At 36.9% G+C, this 24,970-nt stretch carries 27 protein-coding genes; 16 read left to right on the top strand and 11 right to left on the bottom strand.

From position 1 onward, the window contains the following. Positions 1–123 precede the first annotated feature (123 nt). The 5 genes from EPA86_RS13185 (at position 124) to EPA86_RS13165 (ending at position 2,851) form a co-directional block, all read left to right on the top strand. A complete protein-coding gene (locus tag EPA86_RS13185; protein ID WP_140604336.1) occupies positions 124–639 on the top strand; it encodes a hypothetical protein in 516 nt (171 codons plus the stop codon). A gap of 120 nt (positions 640–759) precedes the next feature. Continuing rightward, on the top strand, positions 760–1,209 hold the full coding sequence (locus EPA86_RS13180; RefSeq protein WP_140604334.1) for a hypothetical protein: 450 nt from the start codon (positions 760–762) through the stop codon (positions 1,207–1,209). A 71-nt stretch (positions 1,210–1,280) separates the two neighbouring features. Next, positions 1,281–1,571 carry a hypothetical protein gene (locus tag EPA86_RS13175; RefSeq protein ID WP_140604332.1) on the top strand — a complete coding sequence of 97 codons (291 nt, stop codon included), beginning with the start codon at positions 1,281–1,283 and terminating at the stop codon, positions 1,569–1,571. Between the two features lie 179 nt (positions 1,572–1,750). Continuing rightward, positions 1,751–2,371, top strand: coding sequence for a porin family protein (locus tag EPA86_RS13170; RefSeq protein WP_140604330.1), 621 nt, complete (start codon positions 1,751–1,753; stop codon positions 2,369–2,371). A 114-nt stretch (positions 2,372–2,485) separates the two neighbouring features. Continuing rightward, positions 2,486–2,851 carry a DoxX family protein gene (locus EPA86_RS13165; RefSeq protein WP_140604328.1) on the top strand — a complete coding sequence of 122 codons (366 nt, stop codon included), beginning with the start codon at positions 2,486–2,488 and terminating at the stop codon, positions 2,849–2,851. A gap of 88 nt (positions 2,852–2,939) precedes the next feature. Here the strand turns inward: EPA86_RS13165 and EPA86_RS13160 are convergent, their stop codons facing one another. Then, positions 2,940–3,203 (bottom strand): hypothetical protein, encoded by a 264-nt coding sequence (locus EPA86_RS13160; protein ID WP_140604326.1) that lies wholly within the window; start codon positions 3,201–3,203, stop codon positions 2,940–2,942. 85 nt (positions 3,204–3,288) lie between these two features. Here EPA86_RS13160 and EPA86_RS13155 point away from each other — a divergent pair, with 85 nt between their 5' ends. The 10 genes from EPA86_RS13155 to EPA86_RS13110 all read left to right on the top strand — a co-directional run bounded on the left by EPA86_RS13155 (position 3,289) and on the right by EPA86_RS13110 (position 12,100). Then, positions 3,289–3,897, top strand: a complete 609-nt coding sequence (locus EPA86_RS13155; protein ID WP_140604324.1) for a uracil-DNA glycosylase family protein — start codon at positions 3,289–3,291, stop codon at positions 3,895–3,897. Between the two features lie 182 nt (positions 3,898–4,079). Beyond that, the gene (locus tag EPA86_RS13150) at positions 4,080–4,817 is read left to right on the top strand and encodes a hypothetical protein (protein WP_140604322.1); all 738 of its coding nucleotides are present in this window, start codon (positions 4,080–4,082) and stop codon (positions 4,815–4,817) included. 95 nt (positions 4,818–4,912) lie between these two features. Next, the gene (locus tag EPA86_RS13145; RefSeq protein WP_140604320.1) at positions 4,913–5,221 is read left to right on the top strand and encodes a DUF6172 family protein; all 309 of its coding nucleotides are present in this window, start codon (positions 4,913–4,915) and stop codon (positions 5,219–5,221) included. A gap of 362 nt (positions 5,222–5,583) precedes the next feature. Continuing rightward, positions 5,584–5,997 (top strand): DUF4124 domain-containing protein, encoded by a 414-nt coding sequence (locus tag EPA86_RS13140; protein ID WP_140604318.1) that lies wholly within the window; start codon positions 5,584–5,586, stop codon positions 5,995–5,997. Between the two features lie 63 nt (positions 5,998–6,060). Next, positions 6,061–6,366: an Mpo1-like protein gene (locus EPA86_RS13135; RefSeq protein ID WP_140604316.1), complete on the top strand. Its 306-nt coding sequence runs from the start codon at positions 6,061–6,063 to the stop codon at positions 6,364–6,366. 236 nt (positions 6,367–6,602) lie between these two features. After that, positions 6,603–8,369, top strand: coding sequence for an MFS transporter (locus tag EPA86_RS13130; RefSeq protein WP_140604314.1), 1,767 nt, complete (start codon positions 6,603–6,605; stop codon positions 8,367–8,369). A 13-nt stretch (positions 8,370–8,382) separates the two neighbouring features. Continuing rightward, positions 8,383–9,450: a proline racemase family protein gene (locus EPA86_RS13125; protein WP_140604312.1), complete on the top strand. Its 1,068-nt coding sequence runs from the start codon at positions 8,383–8,385 to the stop codon at positions 9,448–9,450. A gap of 48 nt (positions 9,451–9,498) precedes the next feature. Beyond that, positions 9,499–10,578: a M24 family metallopeptidase gene (locus EPA86_RS13120; protein ID WP_140604310.1), complete on the top strand. Its 1,080-nt coding sequence runs from the start codon at positions 9,499–9,501 to the stop codon at positions 10,576–10,578. 85 nt (positions 10,579–10,663) lie between these two features. After that, positions 10,664–11,611, top strand: coding sequence for a bifunctional Delta(1)-pyrroline-2-carboxylate/Delta(1)-piperideine-2-carboxylate reductase (gene lhpI, locus EPA86_RS13115; protein ID WP_140604308.1), 948 nt, complete (start codon positions 10,664–10,666; stop codon positions 11,609–11,611). Positions 11,612–11,779: 168 nt separating this feature from the next. Further along, positions 11,780–12,100, top strand: coding sequence for a hypothetical protein (locus EPA86_RS13110; RefSeq protein ID WP_140604306.1), 321 nt, complete (start codon positions 11,780–11,782; stop codon positions 12,098–12,100). A 55-nt stretch (positions 12,101–12,155) separates the two neighbouring features. Here EPA86_RS13110 and EPA86_RS13105 read toward each other — a convergent pair whose 3' ends face one another. The 5 genes from EPA86_RS13105 to ubiU form a co-directional block, all read right to left on the bottom strand. Beyond that, positions 12,156–12,857, bottom strand: a complete 702-nt coding sequence (locus tag EPA86_RS13105) for a pseudouridine synthase (RefSeq protein ID WP_140604304.1) — start codon at positions 12,855–12,857, stop codon at positions 12,156–12,158. A 116-nt stretch (positions 12,858–12,973) separates the two neighbouring features. Continuing rightward, the gene (locus tag EPA86_RS13100) at positions 12,974–13,594 is read right to left on the bottom strand and encodes a CCXG family PEP-CTERM protein (RefSeq protein WP_170309658.1); all 621 of its coding nucleotides are present in this window, start codon (positions 13,592–13,594) and stop codon (positions 12,974–12,976) included. 174 nt (positions 13,595–13,768) lie between these two features. Further along, positions 13,769–14,917 (bottom strand): ribosomal protein uL16 3-hydroxylase, encoded by a 1,149-nt coding sequence (locus tag EPA86_RS13095; protein ID WP_140604300.1) that lies wholly within the window; start codon positions 14,915–14,917, stop codon positions 13,769–13,771. A gap of 42 nt (positions 14,918–14,959) precedes the next feature. Next, entirely contained in the window at positions 14,960–15,844 is an 885-nt protein-coding gene (locus tag EPA86_RS13090) for a U32 family peptidase (RefSeq protein ID WP_140604298.1), read from the bottom strand. A gap of 59 nt (positions 15,845–15,903) precedes the next feature. After that, positions 15,904–16,899 carry a ubiquinone anaerobic biosynthesis protein UbiU gene (ubiU, locus tag EPA86_RS13085; protein ID WP_140604296.1) on the bottom strand — a complete coding sequence of 332 codons (996 nt, stop codon included), beginning with the start codon at positions 16,897–16,899 and terminating at the stop codon, positions 15,904–15,906. A gap of 283 nt (positions 16,900–17,182) precedes the next feature. Between ubiU and ubiT the strand changes: the two genes are divergently transcribed. Beyond that, the gene (gene ubiT / locus EPA86_RS13080) at positions 17,183–17,770 is read left to right on the top strand and encodes a ubiquinone anaerobic biosynthesis accessory factor UbiT (RefSeq protein WP_246058393.1); all 588 of its coding nucleotides are present in this window, start codon (positions 17,183–17,185) and stop codon (positions 17,768–17,770) included. A gap of 104 nt (positions 17,771–17,874) precedes the next feature. Here the strand turns inward: ubiT and kdsB are convergent, their stop codons facing one another. From kdsB to EPA86_RS13055, 5 genes are all read right to left on the bottom strand, one after another. Continuing rightward, positions 17,875–18,693: a 3-deoxy-manno-octulosonate cytidylyltransferase gene (gene kdsB / locus EPA86_RS13075; protein WP_140604294.1), complete on the bottom strand. Its 819-nt coding sequence runs from the start codon at positions 18,691–18,693 to the stop codon at positions 17,875–17,877. Between the two features lie 45 nt (positions 18,694–18,738). Next, positions 18,739–18,915, bottom strand: coding sequence for a Trm112 family protein (locus EPA86_RS13070; RefSeq protein ID WP_140604292.1), 177 nt, complete (start codon positions 18,913–18,915; stop codon positions 18,739–18,741). Between the two features lie 99 nt (positions 18,916–19,014). After that, on the bottom strand, positions 19,015–20,052 hold the full coding sequence (gene lpxK / locus EPA86_RS13065; RefSeq protein ID WP_140604290.1) for a tetraacyldisaccharide 4'-kinase: 1,038 nt from the start codon (positions 20,050–20,052) through the stop codon (positions 19,015–19,017). 55 nt (positions 20,053–20,107) lie between these two features. Then, complete coding sequence (msbA, locus tag EPA86_RS13060) at positions 20,108–21,835, bottom strand: lipid A export permease/ATP-binding protein MsbA (protein WP_246058395.1); 1,728 nt, start codon at positions 21,833–21,835, stop codon at positions 20,108–20,110. A gap of 387 nt (positions 21,836–22,222) precedes the next feature. Beyond that, positions 22,223–24,880 carry a DNA internalization-related competence protein ComEC/Rec2 gene (locus EPA86_RS13055; protein ID WP_140604288.1) on the bottom strand — a complete coding sequence of 886 codons (2,658 nt, stop codon included), beginning with the start codon at positions 24,878–24,880 and terminating at the stop codon, positions 22,223–22,225. Positions 24,881–24,970 lie beyond the last annotated feature (90 nt).

Here is a 24,970-nt window from a genome sequence, read left to right as displayed (position 1 = left end):
ACTCTCCTCAATTGAAGCTTCTTATCAACTTCACTATGGCACATTCGCTAGCGATAGATGCCGAGTGGGGAGTCCATATCATTCGTTATACGCACAGCAACTAGCTACACTGGAGGTGGTAAAATGAATTCTCGTATTCTATACCTTTTAATTTTAACGACGTTTTCGTTTAGCTCGTATTCGAGAGTTTATTTTGATTCTAAATTTGATTTCAGTGAATGTGTTGCAAAGGTAGAGCAAATACCAAACCAAAGCTGTAGATTCTACTTATCACATGATTATCAAATCTCCCAAGGTGGATTAACACGAGATCACGCCCGTAAAATTCAAAAAAGTTATCGTGAATTTTTTAATTCTTTAACCTCTAAAAAAGACCGCCTTACCTTTTCCTATGAAACAATTGATTACTTAGCTAATAAAAACATCATTAAAAAATTTATTAGTTTAAGTACATATAAAGACGATCCAGTATTGAGTGTTGTAATTAAGATATTAGAAAATGAAAAGGGTGGTTATGGTATACGGTTAACAAGCAATGTAAATGAAACAATTGAACTTCTAAGCTCGTTAAAAAACCGAAAGCACCATACAAACATGGTTTATACCAATCAAATTGAAAGTATGTTTTCAGCTATATAAAGTGCGTATATCAAGCTGTTAAATCAGGACAAATACAGTTGGCTGTGTTTCGTTCCTCACATTTTAGCCAACAATCTTTTGCCCATTAACGAGGGCGTTATGTTCACAAGGAGAGTATCGATGAAATCTAAAATTATTGCATGGGTGATAGGTGGTACATTTACTTTATTAGTTTTCTTTAGTGGTTTTGTTTCTGCTTTCTATTTAAATTACGCATCTTTAGCTAATACATACACTAAAGAACACATCGATAACGGTCGTTTTATGCTATGGGCTTTAAAGTTATTGGAACAAGATGAAACTGAAAAGGCTAAAGATTTTCTGCGTAGCCAAGTTACAACTAAGGTACTTATTGTTGAAACTGTTCGCTTACCACCAACTAGTAAAAGAGAGTTAGAGCTAATTGAAAATTTCTACTCGGAAGTTATAGATTACTTTGAATCACAAGGTGGCTTTAATGAAACTTTTCAAGTTATGGAAAATGACGTTTGGGTAACAAAACCAACGCCCTCGATGAGTATTCTAGAGAAGTTTAAAAGTGAACAGAACATGCCAATCAAGCAGGACTGAAGTTCCCCATTTTAGTGGACACCTTCTATAGTTAGATTATATTTAATATTGATGACAATAATGGATGTATTATGCAAAAATTATTACCTTCCCTTTTCACTTTATTATGTTTATTTAGTTGTGTTGCTATTCCTGTGAAAGACGAAAGTCACGTTAATAGATGTGAACTATCAACAGACATGAAAACACTAAAAATAGTTGATGTTGCTAAAGAAACAAATTCATATTACTCTGTTTGGGATTATGTTTTGTCGCCTATATTAGTACCAACTACTGCAATAATTTCTGGAACTTATGTACTGGTTAACAATACTTACCACTTAGGCGAAGAACAGATAAAATGTGGTAATGGAAAAATCTAACCAGTCGTTAAAGCAGGTCCGTTAAGTTCCCCCCCTCTTAAATAGCGTTATATTTAAAAAGTGTTCAGCAGCTGTTCAGCTTTATAATATATATTGCAGTTCAATAAGATGAACTTACATCCACGCCCAAATATGAATTGTATTTAAAAATGGACAAATAATAATTTAAAGGATTTCAAATGAAAAACATATTACCTTTGGTTTTACTTGCTCCCTTCTTGTTGCTTCTGTCTATGACGTCTCAAGCCCAGAATAACAGTGGCTTTTATATAGGTGTACAATACAGTAATCAAAAAATCACATCATCGTCTGATGTTAACCTTGATACTGCGGGAGTTACTTTTGGTTACCAATTCCACCAATACTTTTCTTTAGAAACTAGGTTGAATATAGGAACATCTGAATATTCTTCAGTATGCGCATGTGGAGAGGAAAATATTGAACATGTTTACAAGCAAGAAATTGATAATCAAGCTTCTATATTTATAAAAGGATTGTACCCTATAAACAATGACTTTAGTGTTTATGCATTGGCAGGTATTACAAACAGCTCTTACAACCTAAATACTAAAAGCTTTCGTTCTGTTGTAGATGGAGATAGGACGATTACCCAGGTAAAATTAAAGGATACTGAAACACATTCTGATAATGGTTTTACCTATGGGCTTGGTATCAACTATAAAATATCAGAAAAATTTTCAATATTTTTAGATTATCAAATTCTACCTGATTTAGTTGTAAGTACTTTGGGTTCTTCTAGTTGGAAAAGTGCTAATATTGGTGTTAATTACAATTTTTAATGTTTCTTCAATCTAACCAATGTTAAAGCAGAACAAATAACAGTTGGCTTTCATTCGTCACTCGCGTATTTTAGCCAACTATTAAAACTTCTTATTGTGGTGTTAGGACTATAGATGAACCCCCGTATTTTGAGCTATATTCTCGCATTGATTTTCTTCGCTTCAGGCGCTGCTAAGTTATTATCGCTTTCATTTGAAATGGAAGCGTTTGCGCGATGGGGCTATCCCATTGGATTTATGTATTTTACTGGCATAGTTGAGGTTTTGGGCGCTTTAGGATTGCTTATACCTCGATTATCTTCATTCACTTCTCTTTGCCTATCAACACTTATGCTCGGTGCTATTGGAACGCACCTTGCCCATAAAGAATGGTTAATGTTTGTTATCGCCTTTGCTATTGCTATAGCTGCATTTTGGCGTGGTTGGTTAGGTCGAGAAGAGGTTAAGCAATTATTAATCACTCTTCGCCAGAATAAATAGCCCTAGCAAGGCAATCAAGCAAGAGGCTGACGCTCCCCCTATTTTAATGAATGCCTCCTCATATATTGAAAGAACTAAAAGTAATTACCTAAACACTTATGTTTATATTATTACCGCGCGATTCATCAATAGCTTGCTTAGTTTGCTCTGCTTTGGCTGCTTGCTCAGCTTTTAACTGCTCTTGACGCCTTTGTTCATCACTGGCTTTTGTCCGTTGTTCTTCAACTTGTTTATTCTGCTGCTTTAAAATATCTGCAACAGCATTTTGCCCTGATGAATTACTGATTGAGGAAACCATACGCCCTCCATTTATTGACTCAACATTATTGGTAATTATAGCACTTTCTTTCATAGAAGGACTTTTGCTACACTGGTTTCAACAAGACTCTTTTCCTTACTTCACAGCGCAATCTTTTCAGAGATACAGTAATGCCAATATGAACAATTTATTCTCTCAAATTCAACAGTGTCAGTTATGCGCAAATCAACTGCCACTTGGCGCCAAACCTATCTTACAATTTAGTTCAGAAAGTAAGATATTAATTGCCGGCCAAGCCCCCGGAATCAAAACACACCCCCAAGGTATTCCTTTTGATGATAAAAGTGGTGAAAGGCTTAGAAATTGGTTAGGTGTCAAGAGAGACGAGTTTTACAACGATAAATTATTTGCCATTATACCTATGAGTTTTTGTTATCCGGGCAAAGGAAAATCTGGCGATTTACCCCCTCTTCCACTTTGCGCAAAAACATGGCGCAATGAAGTGATGTCTAGTTTAAAGCATATTGAATTAACAATAATATTAGGTAAATATGCGATTGCTTGGCATTTACAAAAGTCCATTTCGGTAACGGAGTTAGTTAAGCAAAACTTAAACGCTACAGGGCTTATTTTGCCCTCTCATATCGTATTGCCTCATCCTAGCCCAAGAAATAACATTTGGCTTAAGAAAAACCCATGGTTTGATTCTCAAGTTATTCCCTCATTGCAAAACACTGTTAAAAGCATTATTGGCGTGCAGAATACACAAGATAAAATAAAAATTTAAAAGTATATAAGCCTGAAAAAAGAAGCTAGCTAACTTCCTTTTTGTAAAGAGTAGCGAGCTATTTTTGTTCAACGTTTTATCTAAACAATTAGCATTGCTAAAACATTAGCCTTTTGTAAATCATAATCTTTGTTATATTAATAACAAAAATAATATCAGCAACAACAAAGGAATTTTATTGCATGAATAAAACACTACTCTATTTTACCCTAGGAGCTATTGCTGGTTATTTTTCATCAAATTTAGTTCATCATTTAACTGATGAGTCATCTATTGAACAACAAGCAAGTCAGCAAGAGCAAGTTAAGAAAACTATTACTAAAAAAGTTGAGCATATACAAACTTCCCCGCAGCAACCTTCAACTGAATTAGGCTTAAATAAACCTAAAAACAAATCACACACCAGTTCATCAAAAGTAAATGAACTGGAAAAACAGATTATTTCACTAAAAAAGGCTAATGATCGATTAAAAAGGCAGTATCAGAAACAAAGTAATCATATAAATACGTTAACACACGAAATTGAGTCTATAGATGAAAGTGAAATTACCGACGCACAAATGGTAGCTTTAAAATCAGATGGATTTGAAAAGTTTAGACGTCAGTTTCGCGGCAAGCAACGTGATGATATATACCAATTTCATCAAGAAGAAGCTGATTTGAATTGGGGCTATAACATGCAAACAGCATTATCCGACTTTATTCAAACGCATTTAAATGCCAGCTATATCAGACTCCATGATGTCACTTGTAAAATTAATCGATGCGAATTGTTAGTTACTCAATTAGAGCAAAACGCTTGGGAAAGCATCATGAAAGATATAACAAAGCAACCTTGGTGGCGATTTAGGTCAACCCACTCCTCGAGTATGTCAGGAGATAGCAACCACCTATCTTTTTATTTATATTTGATAGAGTAAAGTCATATCAAAGCAAATAACTTGCTCAAGGTGTGTTAGACTCTCGGCATAATTTATTGTTAGTTACACCCTATTAATCCCTTTAAGGTATTTCCATGAAAAAAACATTTTCATTAACCCATGAAAAAATAAAAACCCCACGACTTGTCGATGCAATAAAGCATGAAGTTAAAAAGTACCTAAAAAGGGAACGTAATAAACAACTGCCTGAGGGCGTAGACTTTTGGGATTTTGATTGTAAATACGGTAATGAAGAAAATGAAGCTGAAACCGTTCACGTATCAACATTAAATAAATGCATTGATAAAGCAGAACAAGCAGAATTAAAAAGCTTTTACCTCGAAATATTAGCTAAACCTGGCTATAGAAATAAAAGCACTGATATGGAAGTTGATGGCGAATAATTAACTTTAAGTGTATAGGTTATTAGCGCTCTAACTGTTGTAAATTTATGTAAGGATTTTGTCAGCCAATCTTTTAACTAAATTACTTTCTGTCAACGCCTATTTGCTCTAATCAATATTTAAGGTGTTAACTAGAAAAAACTTTCTAACTTAATGCATTTATTCGATGTCCAAGTAAACTTATATAACATATTTTCTCTAATTCAAGGCGGCGATCACAAATCTTTCACATTTATGTGTGGTCGCTTTACTGCAATACAAAAAATAATTATCTCTCCTTTTTAATTGAGAATAAAGTTGGATTCCTCGCCGGTCATGTTTACACTATAACCTTAAAGTTTTTGTATAATGTTTGAGTCACCATGGATAAAGCTATTCTTTTGTTATTACTATCTCCACTATCAGCTTACGCTAGCTCTGTTTATCAATGTACTGTTGATGGGGTAACCACATTTAGTCAAACTCCATGTGACGACCAATATAACACTGTGGAAGTTGATAACTCATCTGGTGGCAGTATTAGCCAAGAAGAAAAAGAGAATGTCATGAAAGCTTGTATCAATCATCACAGCTCAAACTTCAAAGATCCAAGCTCTATTCGCATAGATAAATCTAAAACCATTTGGATATCTGATACCAGTGGAGCTCGACAAGTGCTTATCCTCGACTTAAATGCCAAAGATGCTTACGGCGCTTATCAAGGCTCAAAACCATATCGTTGTTTCTTAAACCATGATGGTAGCCAATTAAGTCAAGTTCAATATTTAATTCAATAACTAAATTAATAACTAAATTAATAACTAATTTAACAACTTACAAACAGTATTCTGGTGGGTTCAATGAGTAAACAATACCAAAGCTTTTCAGAGTTTTACCCTTTTTACTTAAGCCAACATCAAAACCTTACTTGTAGACGCTTGCATTTTATTGGCTCTTTTCTCATCATATTATTAGCCGCGTATGCTCTATTTACATACTCCTATGCCTTACTATGGTTGATGCCCGTAATAGGCTACGGTTTTGCTTGGCTCGGACACTTTATTTTTGAAAAGAATAAACCTGCTACCTTCACCTACCCCCTTTATAGTTTGATGGGAGATTGGGTCATGTTTAAAGATATCTTAACGGGTAAATTAAAATTTTAACTCTAATAGGTTAAATGTACGCATTAACTGTATTTTGAGCATCTCGTTTTGGAGAAGCTTTCTGACTCCTTTCAGCAATTCTGCTACTTAACCCTGTAAATTAAGTACTTAAGCAGTTATTGCTTATTTAAAATAATTGCACACAGTAATTTTGTATTGTGAAGGTATAATTTTCTTGTAAAGACGCAATAATTGTATACAATATTTCTTCTTTTCAATTGTGTGATAATTATAATATGAGTCAAATACAACGCAGCCCGTTTCAAAGCGCCTTTTATGTCGCCAACACCATGGAAATATTCGAGCGATTAGCTTGGTATGGCATGTACACCCTACTTGCAAGCTATATAATGACTCCGACAACTCAAGGTGGTTTAGGTTTAGGTAATAACGAACGCGGCCTTATTATGGGGGTTGTTCCGTTTTTCTTATATTTATTTCCTGTTATTTCTGGTGCCTTAGCTGATCGTTTTGGCTATAAAAAAATGTTTTTACTGTCATTTACTTTAATGGCACCTAGTTATTATTTATTAGGTTATGTAACAGATTTAGCCAGCTTTATGAGTGTTTTCATGCTTGTCGCTTTAGGTGCAGGTATTTTCAAGCCAGTTGTAACAGCAACCATAAGCCGAACCACCGATGAAACCAATCGTGGTTTAGGTTTTGGTATTTTCTATATGATGGTTAATATTGGTGGCTTCTTAGGTCCTGTATTGGCTCCTATTGTGCAAAAAAATTATGGTTGGGAATGGGTTTTCATTTTCGCTTGTATTTGGATTTCAGTTAACTTTATTCCTGCACTGTTTTTCTATAAAGAACCAGAGCGTCATGCTGATAACAAATCACTCAAACAAGTATTTAAAGAAATGCAGCAAGTATTAGGTAATGGCCGTTTGGCACTTGCCGTTGTACCACTGCTTATTTTACTAGTTTCTGACTATGCTGGCTTTATTTCTGATGGAAAAGTTACTGTTGCCATTGCCGCAGCGTTAATCATTATTGCTGTTGTTTGGGACATTGCCGTATCAAAAGCCAATACCAAAGAAGAACAAAGCAAATGGTACTTGCAAAAAATGCGTATAGGCAACAAGCCTTTCATGACTTACTTATTAATTATGACAGGCTTTTGGACCGTATATTTACAAATATTTATAACACTACCGGTCTTTATTCGAGACTATGTAGACACCTCTGATTTAGTTCGTGGACTTCATGCTGTCAGCCCTTGGTTACATGATGTGTTTACTGCTATAAATATTGATACACTAACCAGCGAGATTTCACGCCTTGCTGCGCAATTTAACTCTGTCGATTTATTACAAAGCCAAGCAGCAATTAAAGAAATCACCAATACATTATCTTCATTAGATGTGCGTGTGCCAAAACAAGTTTTAATTGATAGCTTCACCCAACTTGCACAGCAAAGCCATACAGTTGAGGCAACACAAGCCATAAGTAAAGAATTAGCTGAACAATGGGCTAACGATTATCGTCAAATGAACCCCGCAACCATTTTAAGCTTAGACTTTTTAATGATCATACTCTTTCAAGTATTGATCAGCCGATTCATCGATAAATTCAAACCATTGCCAACCTTAATTGCAGGTACTGCTATTCTTTCATTTTCAATGTTAATTAACGGTATCGGTCATACCTTTATCTTTGGTGGTTTATTAGTGGCGACTTCCGTCATTATTTTTGCTGTCGGCGAAATGACAGCATCACCAAAAAGCCAAGAATATGTAGCCTCTTTTGCACCAGCAGATAAGGCAGCAATGTTCATGGGCTATTATTTTGTTTCGATGGCACTAGGTAACTTATTCGGTGGATTATTGTCTGGTTGGCTATATGATTCAATTACTGTAAAACTTGATAACCCCGCTTTAATGTGGGCCATCATTGCCCTACTAGGCGCAGTAACATGTATCGCTTTATACTTATTTAATAGACGTTTTGTTGATGAATTAGCACAACAGCAATTAGAACAGGCTCAGGCAAACTAACACGGTTAAAAACATGACAACTAATATTTCAAACCCAGCTGAAAAATTTGAACAGTGGCAAATAAATACTGAACAAGAGCAGTTTATTAGCATCAATACCCTTGAATGTCATACTGGCGGTGAACCATTACGCATTATAACTAGTGGTTTCCCTAAACTAAAAGGTGACTCTATATTAGCAAAGCGTCGAGATTGTCAGGAAAATTATGATGATTTACGTACTGCGCTAATGTTTGAACCAAGAGGTCATGCAGATATGTATGGCGCTATCATCACAGAAGCCGAAAAAGCCGACAGTCATTTTGGTGCTATATTTATTCACAATGAAGGTTATAGCACTATGTGTGGCCATGCAGTTATTGCACTAACTAAGTGTGCAGTAGAGTCAGGAGTTGTTGCGCAAACAGGTGAAGTAACCTCTGTCGTTATTGACGTACCATGCGGGCAAATTTTCGCAAAAGCTTTCGCTAAAGGGAATATTGTGACTCATGTTACCTTCAACTGTGTGCCCTCTTTTGTGCCTGTGCTTAATCAACAGATCAATGTAGCGGGTATCGGTGAATTGAATTATGACATCGCCTTTGGCGGTGCTTTTTATGCCTATGTACAAGCAAAGCCGTTGGGTCTTAGTTTAGAGCCAAATCAACATGAAAAGTTGATTGACTATGGTCGTAGAATAAAAGCCGCAGTCATGGAAGCGACTCCCATTGTTCACCCATTAGAAGAAGATTTAAGCTTCTTATACGGAGTTATATTTATTGATGAATCGCCAAACGAAGGTATTCACAGTAGGAATGTTTGTATCTTTGCTGATGGAGAGCTTGATAGAAGCCCAACAGGCAGTGGTGTTAGTGGCCGCATTGCGCTTCATGTTGCCAAAGGTGAAGTGGCATTAAACGAGGAAATTAATATAGAAAGTATTTTAGGTAGTCAATTCAATGTCAAAGCAATTGAAAAAGTTAACTATGCCGGGGTTGACGCGATTATTCCACAAGTTACTGGTGATGCATTTATCAGTGGCAAAGCACAGTGGCTAATCAACCTAAACGATCCATTAAAGAATGGCTTTATCCTAAGATAAATCTTGTCTATCAAGCCAAGATTATGAAGTAAATAACAGAGGAAGAACATGACAACTGAACGTTTACGCCAACAAGTATTATCAACGCCACATACTGCAATGATAATATTCAGTGATATCAGTATTAGCTATTTATCTGGCTTTACTGGCCATGCTGCGACAGTACTATTAACAGATAAAGCAAACTACTTAATCACTGATTATCGCTATGTTGAACAAGCAGAAAAAGAAGCACATGACTATATTGTCATTTCTCGCGATAGAGCTAATCAGTCATTAGCCTCATTACTTACTGAAATCATCATAAAAGATAGCTGTCAGTCAGTTAGCTTTGAGTGTGAGCAAGTTACTGTAGCTCAATGGCATGATGTTAAACAAGCAATTGCAGCTCAAGGAATTACTGAATTCACACCAATTTATCAAAGTGTTGAGAAGCTAAGGCGTGTTAAAAATTCCGAAGAACTCAATGCTATTCGTCAAGCCGCAGCTATTGCCGATCAAGCCTTAGCAAATATATTGCCTCTTGTAAAAGTAGGCATTACAGAGAAAGAACTCGCCAATGAGCTAGATTATCAAATGGCAAAGCTTGGCTCAGAAGAGTTATCTTTTGCGACAATTTTACTCTTTGGTGAACGTAGTGCTATGCCCCATGGTGTGCCTTCATCTAGAGCGCTAAATCATGGCGATATTATCTTGATAGATTTTGGTGCGGTAATAAATGGCTACCGCTCCGATATGACAAGAACCTTTATTTTTGGTGAAGCAAGTGAACAACAACGTGAAATTTACCAACTAGTACAAAATGCACAGCAGGCTGCTATTGATGCCGTAAAAGCTGGCGTTCGTGGTGATGCTATTTATCAAGAGTCAGCCAATATATTACAGGCAAGTAAATATAAAGAATTTGCCGGTGAAGGTTTAGGTCACGGTGTTGGCCTGCAGCTTCATGAACAGCCTTTCTTAGGACCTGATTGCCATTATGAAATGGAATTAGGCTGCGTGGTCACTATTGAACCTGGTATCTACATCCCTGGTTGGGGTGGTATTAGAATAGAAGACGACGTGGTACTTAACGAGCATGGTCTTGAAATCATTACGCAATCACCAAAAGCACTCACTGTACTGTAAAACATAGAACCACACATACCTAATATGACGAACGAAAATATCTATAATTGTTCGTCATTATTTCCTGAAGTTATAAGAGAAGAAAATGAAAGTAATTAGTGCAGAACAAGTACATCAATCATTAAATTTTGCTGACTTAGTTCCTTTATTAAAAGACAGCTTTAGCAAACCGTTTCATATGCCACAACGCCAAGTACACTTGTTAGCACCCGAAGATAAAAGCAGCCATGATGCTTTTGCTCTTCTACCATCTTGGAATGAAGACGTCATAGGTAATAAAGCTTTTACCTATTTTCCAGACAATGCTGAAAAATATGACCTTCCAGGTTTATTCTCTAAAGTTATGCTTTTTAAACGTCAAACAGGTGAACCATTGGCATTGGTTGATGGAACAAGTATTACTTATTGGAGAACAGCTGCCATTTCTGCTTTAGCAAGCCAATTGCTCTCACGAGAAAATAGCCGCCACCTTATGCTCTTTGGTACAGGTAATTTATCAACTTATATTATTCATGCGCATTTAAGCGTGAGAGATATTAGCAAAGTTACCATTTGGGGCAGAAGCTTATCTAAAGTAAATAATATCATCGAAGAGATGTCTGCTCATTACCCTCAAGTAGAGTTCGTCGCAAGCACAACTGTTGATGAAGAGTGTATGCAAGCTGATATAATTTGCTGCGCAACAGGGTCAAAAATACCACTTTTTAATGGCGAATTAATCAAGCCAGGTTGTCATATAGATTGTTTAGGTAACCATGTTGCCAGTGCAAGAGAATGTGATACAACGTCAATTCTTCGCGCACGTGTTTTTGTAGATAGCTTAACAAATACCCTTAATGAAGCCGGTGAATTACTTATTCCTATGAGTGAAGGTGTGTTCAAGGCTGAAGACATTATCGGTGAATTAGCAGACATGTGTAGAAAGCCAGAACTATTACGTCAATCCGCTGATGAAATTACCCTGTTTAAGTCTGTAGGCACCGCAATTAGTGATTTAGTTGCAGCATACCAAGTGTATCAACGCTGTAGTTAATCACTACCTTTGCATAAAACACAGCTTAGTCATATCCTAGGCTGTGTTATCATCATCAAACCATAATATTGACTTTATCCTAGAAAACCTCTCAGAGCAGATGCACTTCTTGTCTATCCGTGTAATGATGTCGACTTAACTCTTTCTTTGCAAAAATGAAGTATAAAAATGAGAGAACCTTTAAAAACAGTATCCGAAATCATCGCACGCTCAAATGATAGTTTGTATCAAAAACATCCTCACATTGATACTATCATAGGTATTATGGATAAAGCTTTGAGACAACAAGGTATGAATAGTGACGCCATTACTATCGAGTGCCCTGCACAAAATAAAAAAATAGTCTTTTTATTACATGATGAAAAGCCAGACTACATCAGCATTGCCGTAGGAGATAAAACAGGCAATGTGGAAACATCATCAGAAATAGGTCTAGAAAATTTTTCAGAAACAATGTTAATGGTAATGTTGGAAATGCACTTTACCTAGATCATTTTCACCTAAAGAGGCAGCACACTCCCACACACGATAAAGAACAATATACTTATAAAAACTGTGCAACTTCGTCTTCTGTTAAATAGCGCCATTCTCCTGGTGCTAAATCAGCTAACTCGATCGTACCCACTTTCTCTCTATGCAACTTTTCAACTCGATTACCTACAGCAGCAAACATACGCTTAACTTGATGGTATTTTCCTTCTGTAATTGTCAACAACACCTCATCAGTATCTACTTGCACTAAAATGGCTGGACGGGTTAATTGTGCTTCCCCTTGAAGTTGTATACCTGCTTTAAAGTGTGCGGTAAGCTCATCAATTCTCTCGGGGAGAATGTCATCTCTTAGCCACACTCGATACACCTTAGGACACTCTTTTTTCGGAGAAATGACGTTATGTGACCATCTGCCATCATCAGTTATTAATACTAGGCCAGTGGTATCAGCGTCTAAGCGCCCTGCAATATGAAGGTCAAAGGCTTTATCTAAATCGATAAAATGCAATACAGATGGGTAAACTTCATCAACGTTAGAACAAATGGTTTCAGCGACTTTATGCAACATGAGATATCTAGACTGTCTTGCTGTTAACGCTTCACCATCAAGGGTAATCGAATTATTCTCATGAACTTGCATGGATGCATCTTTAGCCACTTCTCCATTAACTAAGACAAAACCTTTTTTAAGCAGCTTCTTTGCTTCGTTACGGGTCAATTCAGTGCTTTTACAAATAAACTTATCTAGTCGCATTTAAATCACAACAGCTTATATTTAAACAATGCGTCATTATCCTTATTCAAATAAAACAAGCAATAAAAATGACAAAAAAAACCTGCAACAGCAGGCTTTTTATAATAAAAAGACGCTTATTTACTAAAACGTTTGCGATTTACCAAACCAAGCAACCCCATGGCAATTAATGCTATGCTCGTCGGCTCTGGAATACTTGCATTTGCTAAGTTTGTAGAAGATAAGTTGTTCCACTCGCTCACATCACTTTTAAAACGAATCGAACTTGCGCCGTTACAACAATGCTCACCCCAATAAATATCAACCACTTTATTTTCACGGGTTAAACCATTTAAAGCGACTGTGAATACATCACTGCTATTCCAATTATATCCCCACCATAAATCATCGGTGCGATTAGCCACTAAGTTACCATCTAAATAAACAGCAGCGCCAAAACCAGCATCTAAGCCTAGTTCAAAGAACCAGTTAGCTAAATCTCTATCAATTGATAAATCAATTTGCAAATGAGAGATACGATCGTTACCCGATTTAATCATGGTGAAATCAAATAATTCTACGCTGTTAATATCACTAGATTGAGCTAACCAAGAACCAGCATAATCTAGTTTATTGATACCGTGATTCACTGCATCATGATTTAAATCACGCGTTTCAAAAGTCATTAATGTTGCACTTGCATTACTACAAATTAACAATAAAGAGGCGCACATTAATTTTATATTCTTAAAATTCATTACTACATTTTCCATTATATAAAAAAGTTATGAACAATTTCCGAAGCTTTATTAGCAAAAACAATACCAACAATTAAAGCATTGAAATTTAAAGAAAATATAATGCACCCTTTTTGTTTTTGTAAAAAATACTGACACTATTACATAATAAAAGAGGTTTCTTTATCCCGATAATCACTCTTCTTCTACAAGATACCAATAGCCTTGATCTAGTAACGAAGCAACAAGTTCAACAAAAGCAGCATGATTACTCCATTTTGATAAAGATTCAGGGTATAAGGTAACGTTGTCACATAAAAGCTTAACTGCGGGTGATACCTCAGCATCAAAAACCATTTCTTCACCGTTTACATAACATAGTCCTTGCTCGATGGTATCTTCAAAATAGAAGGCCCTTAAGCCACCAAGGCGCTTAATACCATGAGTTGTCAGCAATTGGCTCACTTCCTCGGTAGTAAAAGGCTCATCTGGTAACATAATATCAAGTTCATGCTTAGGGGCTGTTAAAAAGTTACCAGTAAACGTTTTAAACACCGCATCGTCCACTAAGGATAACAACTGGCTTTTAATACTTTGATAATCTTCATTACTAACTTGACCAGAATTCGTAGTTACTTGCCTGTTAGGATCTTCTAGCAACTGGCCACCTAACTCATTATCAATTAAATGATCTGCAAAACCACTTAACAAACTAATTGAAGAGTTTGCTCTAAAACCTACAGAGAAGCTTAACGATGTTTCAAGGGTAATGCCCTCATGGGGAAAACCTGGCGGAATATAAATAATATCGCCAGCATTGAGTTCAGCATCAATGATTGCATCAAATGGCTCTACATGTAGCAGAGCTTCATGAGCAGCAAATTCGGTATGCTGACCTTTATCTCCTACTCGCCAACGACGTTTACCTGAGCCTTGACAAATAAAGACATCATAATTATCAATATGTGGACCAACACTACCGCCAGGTGTAGCAAAACTAGCCATAAGATCATCTAGTCGCCAATGAGGTAAAAAACGAAATGGTTCAATTAATAACGCAGCTTCTTCTGAAAAATTATCTAGGGCTTGAATAACTAATGACCAATTTTCATTGCCCAAATGGTCATAGTTTTCAAAAGGACCAAATTTTGCCTGCCATTGATCATTTTCTTTATACACTAACCTAGACTGCACCTCTTCTTCCATAGCAAGACCTGCAAGCTCATTAGCATCAATAGGATCAACAAAGTCTTTAAACCCTTGGCGAATAACTACTGGCTTTTTCTGCCAGTATTCATCTAAAAACTGCTGTGGTGTCAGTTGCATTAAATCTAATTGATACATAATATTCTCAGTGTATATAAAGTTGTTATTTCAACGTCTTAATTATTGCGCAATAGACATGCCGGCAATTTTATGCCAAAACCCATTACATTCATTAACGCCATCTAATGGGTAATGTTCAGGTTGTGTCAGTTGTTGCTTAAACTTATCGAGTTGAATAAATGCTTGTTCATTATCAGCACTAATACGAGCTATATCTACGCCAAGCTCTTTCAATGCCGATACTTCGTTAATTAAATTATACTGGTAACCAGACATAGTTTGAATACCATTAAGCACAAATACTTTTTCACCCTCTCGACTATTCATACGTCGACCTTCAGGGTAATTAATACAACAGTACTGACAATCATCTTTTGCTCTGTCTTCTGAGCGTGCAGTAAAACAACGTGCTGAATAAGCTAGCGGTAAATATCCCCAAGAAAAGACTTCACATTCAAACTGATTTCTTACACCTGCATCTTCAGCCTCATGTAAAATAGACTTCAACCAATCCCCAGAAAGTTCAACAGGCATTAACCAACGCATCATTCCTTGTTTAAGTAATACTTTCAGCGTTGATAGGTTATAGCAGTTAATAGCGGGGCCTGCGACAAAAGGCATTTTTAAGTCATGCATAATTTGCACGGCGCTTAAATCATTTGCTTCAACGAGAAACTCACCATTATCACAAAGTTTTTTTAATACTTGAATTTCTGCGGGTGACTCTAATAGGGTCATGGTTGAGATAACCACTTGCTTATTTGCTTCAGATGCCACTTCACGGGCTAAGTGTAACCAATCTTTTGCTCGTAATTCTCGACGTTTCGAGCAAACCGTCTCTCCTAAATAAATAATATCAGCACTGGATGATTTTGCTTGGTGATAATATGATTCAACTTGTGCTTTTGGCCAAAAAAACAAACTAGGGCCGAGAGATAATTTCATGAACTTACCTTATGCTAATGACTTAGCTTAACTTGCTTTTATTAATTAAATACAATGAGTTATTTCCACTTACGGTGGTAGGCACCCAATGTTGTTTGCGCCCCTTCTGAAAGGTTTGCTAATGTTTGCATCCACGCCCCTTCAACAGCAAAGTCATTAGGGTTTTGTTTATAGCGATCAAGTGCCATACGCCATGTTTTGGCGACTTGCTCGACATAGGCTGGACTTCGTTGACGTCCTTCTATTTTTACCGACACTATTCCCATTGCCATTAACTCAGGAATAAGCTCTAAAGTATTTAAACTCGTGGGTTCTTCTAACGCATGATAAACATTATTATCTACTTCGAACCGCCCTTTACATAACGTTGGGTATCCGGCATTTTCATCACTTTGATAGCGATCAATAAGCACGTTATTTAGTCGAGACTCTAAACCCTGCTCTGTTTCTTGCCAGCGAACATATTTTGCCGGAGAGCATGCGCCAACCGTATTAGGCGATTCTCCCGTCATATAGGACGATAAATAACAACGACCTTCTGCCATAATGCATAAACTACCAAAGGCAAAAACTTCTAAGTCTACTGGGCTTGATTTGGCTAACTGTCTAACTTGTTGAACCGATAATACACGTGGTAAAACAACACGTTCTACATCAAAATTATTTTTAAAAAACTTAATCGCTTCTAAGTTTGTCGTTGAAGCCTGAACCGAGACATGGCGCTCAACATCAGGATATTTATTTGCGGCGTAATCAAGAACCCCAACATCAGCAATAATTAAAGCATCGGTGCCAATAGCGACGGCATTATCAACCGCTTTTTTCCAACGCTCCTCAGCGCCAGCGTGAGCAAAAGTATTAATTGCGACATGTAGCTTTTTATCACGTTGATGAACATAATCTGACGCCTTTGCCAGTTTACCGTCATTAAAATTCAAACCAGCGAAATGGCGCGCATTGGTATCATCTTTTAAGCCAATGTAAACCGCATCAGCACCATTATCTATCGCTGTTTTTAATGCAGGTAAATTTCCTGCAGGACAAAGTAACTCCACAAAACTCTCCAAAAAACTTTCGTATTAAGTCTTCGTATTAAACCTTCGTAGCAAAACTTTCTAATAAACACTATTACTAAACATTGTTAATTAAGCCTGTATATATACAAGCTCTGCGACGCGTAAATACTTTCAATCAATGGAACAAATTGCCGCTTAGTGTACGGCCATAGTAGCCTTGGTTTATTGATATGCATTAAAGAAAACTTGATCTGCATTACGTAAACAAAATAGTGAGTTGCTACAATACCGTTATTGAGTATTTTAATAGCATGAGGCAACAGTGATAAAATCAACTACCTTGGTTCAAATGAGTCAATTTCTGCCCAAAAAATCAACCATGGCTTCATTTGAAAAGCGAATACCGCTGGCAATAAGAACTTCTGTGATTGATTTTTTACCAAAAATCTTAAAACCCAGCTTAAAGTTAGTTCCATATAGCAGCCAAAGAGCAGCTCTTATTCCTGCATTACATTCTGTCTTTGCCGAAGCAATAGAAGACGGTGATTTTGAGTTCTTGCAAGATAAATGGTTGAAAATATCTATTACCGATCTACAACTTGATTGGTGGATTAGCTTTGATGAAGACAAATTGATTATGGCTTCAGCGAATGAATGTATTCAAGAAGATGTCAGCTTTAGTGCCTCCGGTGATGATTTAGTACTCATTGCTGGTCGAAAACAAGACCCTGATACGTTGTTCTTTCAACGTCGACTAAAAATTGAGGGAGACACGGAGTTAGGTTTAGAAGTGAAAAATCTTATAGATGCCATAGATATTGAGCAACTCCCCAGTACCATTCACGACTTTGTTCAAATGAGCGCAAATTTCATTCAAAACACAAAAGATGAAGCGGCTCAACAACACTAAATATTCACTGGGTTAAGCTATTTTCATCAATTAGCTTCTTTAAAACAAAAAGGCTTATCTAATGATAAGCCTTTTTAATCAATATATTAATGCTATTTCTTATATTATAAGCTAGCCGCGTATACTCTTGCTTTAGCTAAATCTTCAGGCGTATCTACCCCTTCAACAGGCACATTACTGCAAGCTTCAGCTACATGTATTTTTTCACCTTGATATAACACTCGTAATTGCTCTAATGCTTCTATTTGCTCAAGTTCACTTGTAGGCCAGTGAATGTAATCTTTAATAAAGCCTGCTCGGTAGGCATAGATTCCTACATGTCTTAAATAAAAGTCACCAATACTGTTAATATTCGTATCGGTATTGGCTTGTGAAGTTAAAAAGCGCTCTCGATCATAAGGAATGGTCGCACGTGAGAAGTAAAGTGCATAACCACTTATATCAGTGATCACTTTAACCGCATTCGGGTTAAAGGCTTCTTCTACTGAGTGAATTTTTATTGCTAATGTCGACATCCTCGCCTTATGGTTATCTTGCTGATTAGCTAAATTTTCTGCGACTTGTCTAATATTTTCAGGAGGGATAAAAGGCTCGTCACCTTGCACATTTACAATAATTTCATCTTGAGAAAATTGATAAATGTCCATCACCTCAGCTAAGCGCTCGGTGCCTGACTGATGATCAGCACGGGTTTTACAGACTTCACCACCAAAGTCATTAACAACTTTTGCCACTTCATCATTATCAGTAGCAACGATCACTTTACTAGCACCACTTAATTTGGCCTTTTCAACAACCCATTGGATCATCGGCTTGCCATGTATATCTGCTAACACCTTGCCGGGAAGGCGTGATGATTGATAACGGGCAGGAATAACAACAACAAATGATAAACTCTGTTGCGCTACACTCTGTTGAGTCATATTAAATACCTTATAAAATGGTTAAAAACGCTCAAACAAAGCGTATTAAGATGATGCTAGTTTACGCGCTTCTGCTTCTAATAAAACAGGTATATCTTCTTCTATGGCATATGCTAAACGATCAAAGTTGCAAATAAGTTCTTGCTGTTCTTTATCATAATCCAATTTCCCTTTGCATACAGGACAAGCAAGTATTTCCATCAATTTGGTATCAAAAGCCATCGTTATTCTCTTCTTTCTTTAAGTTAACGTAATTTAAGTTCATTAAACTTACGTTACGCTAGGTTTGGTTAAACAAGTAGCTAATTTAGCCACTCAATACTATTTATCAATTTTACTGCAAGCATTCACTAAAGCAGTGAGTTGCTGTTGGTGCTCTGCAGAGAACATGGCATCAACCGGTAAATACCACCAATTCTCTTGAGCAAATGCTTGACACTTTACTGCGTCTTTTTCTGTCATAAGTAAGGGGATATTATCAGGATATTGAAAAAAGTCATCTTGGGTAAAACTATGATGATCAATAAACCCTTGCTGAGTTTTAAGTGTAAAACCTAGTGTTTGTAAACTAGCGAAAAATCGCTCAGGTGCACCAATTCCAGCAATAGCATGACAAGTCATGCCATGTGCTCTTAAAAATTCGGTAATTGAAAACTGCTGCTGTGATACTAAATTACACACTTTAGTCGCGGCAAGCGCCATTGAAACACTTGGCACAATTGAACCATCCACAACATGGTTTGGTTTGCCTTCACCATTAAATACCAATAGATCAGCTAAGCCCAAACGACGTGTTGTCTCTCTTAGAGGCCCTGCAGGTAATAGCAAGCCATTACCAAATAGGCGTTTGTTATCAATAACAATGATTTCTTTATCTCGTTGTAAGCGATAGTGTTGTAAACCATCATCACTGATAATGATATTACACCCCTGCTCAATTAGTTTTTGTGCTGATGCAACTCTATCGCTGCCAACACAAACGGGTATGTTACAACGTTGCTTAATAAGTACAGGTTCATCTCCCGCTTCATTTGCAGTTGATTGTTCATTTAACAGATAAGGGTAACTCGGTGCATTGCCACCATAACCACGTGAAATAACCCCAGGCTCAAAGCCTAATTGCTGTGCAAGCCCAACTAAATAAACAACAACAGGTGTTTTACCATTACCACCCACACCAATATTGCCAACAACAATAACAGGGCAAGCAAGTTTATGTGACTGCTTCATGCCTAACTTAAAGAGTAGTCGTCGCAAGTAGCTTAACAACAAAAACAGCACACTTAGCGGTAGCAATAACGGTACTAACCAATATTTTGCTTTATGTTGGTAAAACCATACTTTTTCAATTAAACGCATTAGCTATTCATCTGTAAATATAATGCAACGAAAAATTTAACAGGCATAGTACACATTACCCTTCAAACTGAAAACGGTGCAATTGCGCATAAGCGCCATCTTTAGCCAATAGCGTTTTATGATCACCCTGCTCAATAATTTTACCTTGTTCCATCACGATGATTTTATCTGCATTTTCTATAGTCGATAACCGATGAGCAATTACAATGGATGTTCTATTTTGCTGTAGTGCGTGCAGTGCATCTTGAATATGGCGCTCAGATTCTGTATCTAAAGCACTGGTTGCTTCATCTAAAATAAGAAATGGAGTATCACATAATAGCGCCCTAGCAATAGCTACACGCTGTCTTTGCCCACCTGATAATAAGGCTCCGTTCTCACCAATATTGGTTTCAAGCCCTTGCTCCATATGCTGAGCAAATTCCATGACATGAGCACTTTTTGCAGCAGCAATAATTTCTTCTTGCGTTGCCTCGGGCTTACCGTAAGCAATGTTGTTAGCCAAAGTATCATTAAACAGCACAACTTGCTGAGAAACATAAGAAAACTGCTTTCTTAAATCGGTTAGATGATAGTTTTCAATATTAACATCATCAATACAAATCTCACCTGAGGTGACATCGTAAAACCTCAGCAGTAATGAACTTGCGGTTGATTTACCGCTACCTGAACGCCCCACTAAAGCCAGTGTTTCTCCTGGCTTTAGTTTAAAAGAGACATCATTAAGCGCGAGTTTTGCGGCTTTATTACTGTCATCACTTGTATCGAGGTCACTTTCGTATGAGAAATTAACATGATTAAAAGCAATATGCCCTTTCGCCTTAACCAGCGATTGGCTACCTGTATCAAGCTCTTTTTCTTGATCAAGTACCGCAAAAATACTAACACAGGCTGCCATACCACGTTGAAATTCACTATTAACGTTAGTCAGTAGCTTTAATGGTCTTAATAGCATAGTCATGTAAGTAATGACACTGACAAAAATCCCCGGTGAAATAGCCTCTTTTAAGGTGTCAGAGGTTACCGCATAAAAAACAAAGGCGAGTGCAAATGAAGCTATAACTTGAATAAGCGGAACACTTGAGGCCTTAGTAGCAATCATCTTCATGCGTTGTTGGCGGTTATGCTTATTTATTTGAGCAAAGCGACTGTATTCACGTTGTTGACCACCAAAAGTTAGCACAACTTTATGGCCATTAAATGTTTGCTCTGCAGCCGTTGTTACTTCCCCCATCGCCCCTTGAATTCGTTTACTCACTTGGCGAAAACGTTTTGAGACGATAGTCACAATAACGGCAATTAAAGGGGTAATTAACAAAAAAATCACCGATAACTGCCAACTTAAGTAAAACATCCAACCTAATAAACCAATAACAAAAGCACTTTGCTGAATAATGGTTAATACTGATTTACTGACAGAGTGCAAGACTTGTTCAGTATCAAAAGTGATTTTAGAAATTAACGCCCCGGTAGATTCCTTATCGTGAAAGGCCACAGGTAATGTCATGATGTGCTCAAAAAGTTGCTGCCTTAAATCAGCAACGACATGATTACCTACCCAAGCTAAACAGTAATTAGCAACAAAATGAAAGGTACCTCGCACAATAAAGGCAACAACAACAAAAACTGGTGCCCATTTCATAAACTCAGGGTTTGTGCCTGTTAGTCCTTCATCGATTAACGGCTGTAGTTTAGAAAGAAAATACACATCAATGGCTGCATAACCTAGCATACCAATAATGGCGGCAATAAAACCAAACTTATACGGCTTTGCATATTTCATTAAACGAATAAAGTTTTGCCAAGTTGTTGCTGAATCTAAAGGTGTTGGCGTTTGGTTATTGCTATCTTGAGCATTGGATGATTCGGTCATTGATTCGTTCAATAACTCTTTATCTGAAGAGGTGTTAGCCATTTAATATGAGGTCTCAATTGCGCTAAAAATATAATCACATAGCAGTTTTAGCATTTTAACGTGATTTTCCCATGACAACCAACTAATTATCTCAATAGAACTAACGAGTATTCAAAAATAAAACATTTACTAAAGCACTGAACTTGGTTGTCATGATGAACATTTGCCTTATAGCTAATGATATGGGGTACGATCACAATGTTCACAATAGCTTGTAAAAAAATCTGATGACATTGTTTAAAGCTATATTTGAGACTAATTTAAAAACCAAAAAGGTCGTAAATTATCACGATAACTCTGATAAAAAATTCGCCCGTTAGTAAAAGTTACTTCAACTGCGCCAACGTCAGCCGTGTTTACGGTATTAATGCCAAGTTGACGGTATTTATTTAATATTTCAGGTACAGGCATCGACCAGCGATTTAAATAGCCCGCGCTAATTAACGCCAACTGTGGTGCTACTTGCCTAATAAAACCGTTACTTGATGAGGTTTTTGAACCATGGTGTGGTACCACGAGTACATCAGCCTTAAGCGCTGGGTACAAAGTTAATAGTTTACCCTCTATTTTCGCTGAAATATCTCCTGTTAATAGTAATTTATTGTGACCATCTGAAATAAGTAGTACGCAAGAATCATTATTTTTCTGCTTTTGATTAGCTTGCTGCGCTAAAAGCCAAGCCTTACTTGGCCATAGAGGTTTAATGGTTAACCCTTGCCACATAACATCATGACCTTGTACACAAGGCTGCTTCTTTATTTCAGTTATTAAATTCTGAGCAGATACCACATGAGGTGAATTCGTTAACAACTGTTTAATGTTTAGTTGTTCATGAAGCTTACTAAAACCTCCTGCATGATCGTTATCACTATGACTTAGAATTAGCCAGTCTAAGGTGTTAACTCCTCGATACTTTAATGTAGGCATTGTCACCGCATCTGTCATATTAAACCCTGATGGATAACTCGCCCCTGTATCGTATAAAATCCCTCGTTCATTTTTAACCAGAAGTAGTGACAAACCCTGTCCTACATCTTGCATGATAAGCTGCCATGAGTTCTCACCATTAGATGAAACCTTATAAGCAGTAGACTTGTCATGGTGATTTTCTGAACGTTCTCCTGTAGACAACTGAAAACTAGACAGCACAAACACTGATAAACCAAACAGAGTTGAGGCTTGCTTTAATTTAGAGAAAACAGTTAATGCATAATTTAGCACAAGATGAGCATAGCAAGTCAGTCTGTAGAAAAGATGAGGAAACAGCAATAACCATACAGTAATAAGATAAAGTAGAACAAGCGTAAAGAGTTGATACTGTGAAACGGTTAAAACCGACCAAGAGTTATCTACTAGCATCTTAATAAATGACCATAGCATAGCCATGGTAGTTAATTGCAAACTCATCAAACCTTGAGCAAGCAATTCACTAAAGGGTAATACCAAGACTGAGCTCAATGCTAGAGGTATAGAGATAACACTCATCCACGGAATAGCAATTAAATTGGCTGCAATAGCCACCAAGGATATTTGTTGAAAAAACAATGCTGTAAGAGGCAATAACAAAAACGTTAAGCTCAATTGCACAACAATTAAACCTTTTAAAAAGCGAGTAATGTAGTGTCCTCTCATCAAAAAACTCTTAAAACGCCAAGCAATGATAAAAAGACACATGACGGCATATAGTGACAACCAAAAGCTCACGGTTAAGACATTTAAAGGCTCAAGCATGATTAATATAAAAAGCGTTAAAAGTATGATGCGCTTAGCTGATACGTTCAGGCAAAGTAATCTAAACACCCAATACATAGATAGCATGACTATTGCTCTTACCGTAGGAATAGAGAACCCCGCTAAAAAGCAATAAAATATAGCACATAACAAACTAGCTACTATGGCAACATAACGGGCGTTCACTTTTTGTATATTCAATGGCAAAAACACAAGAGAGCGTAATATTCCCAAACAAATAAAGTAACTAGCAGCGGCAACCAAGCCTACATGTAAACCCGATATTGCAATTAAGTGCCCGATACCACTTCGCTGTAACACTTGCCAGTGTTCAGTCGTTAATGTAGTTCGCTCTCCAAAAGTTAGTGCGAGTAACAAGGATGAAAATTGATGATGCTTTTCATCAGTTAATTGCACTAAGGCACTTTGATAGCGATCAAAAAGCTGTTGTCTAATGGTTAATTCCTCATTCACTATTTGATTTACATTAAGCGTTTTTTGTCGTTTTGACTGTGCATGCTGTTGTAAACTTGCCTGAGAAGTGAGCAAAGTATTAACTGGTACGTGAATTAACTTAGACTTATTAATTTTATTGCTGACATAGCCAGTAAAAGCGACCTGCTTACTCATCAACCAACGTTTATAATTAAAAGCGCCAACATTTCTCAAGCCATGAGCAGGTTTCAATTTGACCTTAAGCCTTAAGAGCTGCCCTTGCTGAACGCTAAATAAGGGATTATCCCAACTTAATCGAATTAACACGGGTTGATTAAGAACTTGTTCATCAAGGTGAGTCACTGAAAAATTAAAGCGTGCTTTTTTATTTTTACGGGTTTTATTTAACTTTGCTCTGTTAGAATGACTTGAGGTAGAGATATTTGATTGTTGATTTATTTGTAAATTCGCTACACGCCCTTGTACAATTAACGAATGTTTATTTTGACTTGCTAATGCAACTTGGCTAGAAAATTCACTTTGCTTTATTTGATTAAAATAGCTCACTGCAGAGGCTAAAACCACTATAGCACCAAACAATAAACCTGATGTTGAACGTAAGGGTTTGAAGTAAAAAAACACAATAGCGATCAAAAGAAGTAAAATTAGCTGAAAAAGCGCTGGCACTATGGGTAAAAATAGTGACAATATAGCACCTAGAAAAAAAGTGAATAGCCACCAGTCCATAGTGAAGTAAAATCCCTTTATCCGTTCTTATGTAAGAATAGTCTAATTAACAGGATTTACTTGATAAACGATTAAGAGATAAGCTGCTTT

Source organism: Litorilituus lipolyticus (assembly GCF_006439335.1).
Classification (GTDB): Bacteria; Pseudomonadota; Gammaproteobacteria; order Enterobacterales; family Alteromonadaceae; genus Colwellia; species Colwellia lipolytica.
The sequence above is the reverse complement of the archived record's forward strand: the minus strand, read 5'-3'. Positions and strand labels throughout refer to the sequence as shown.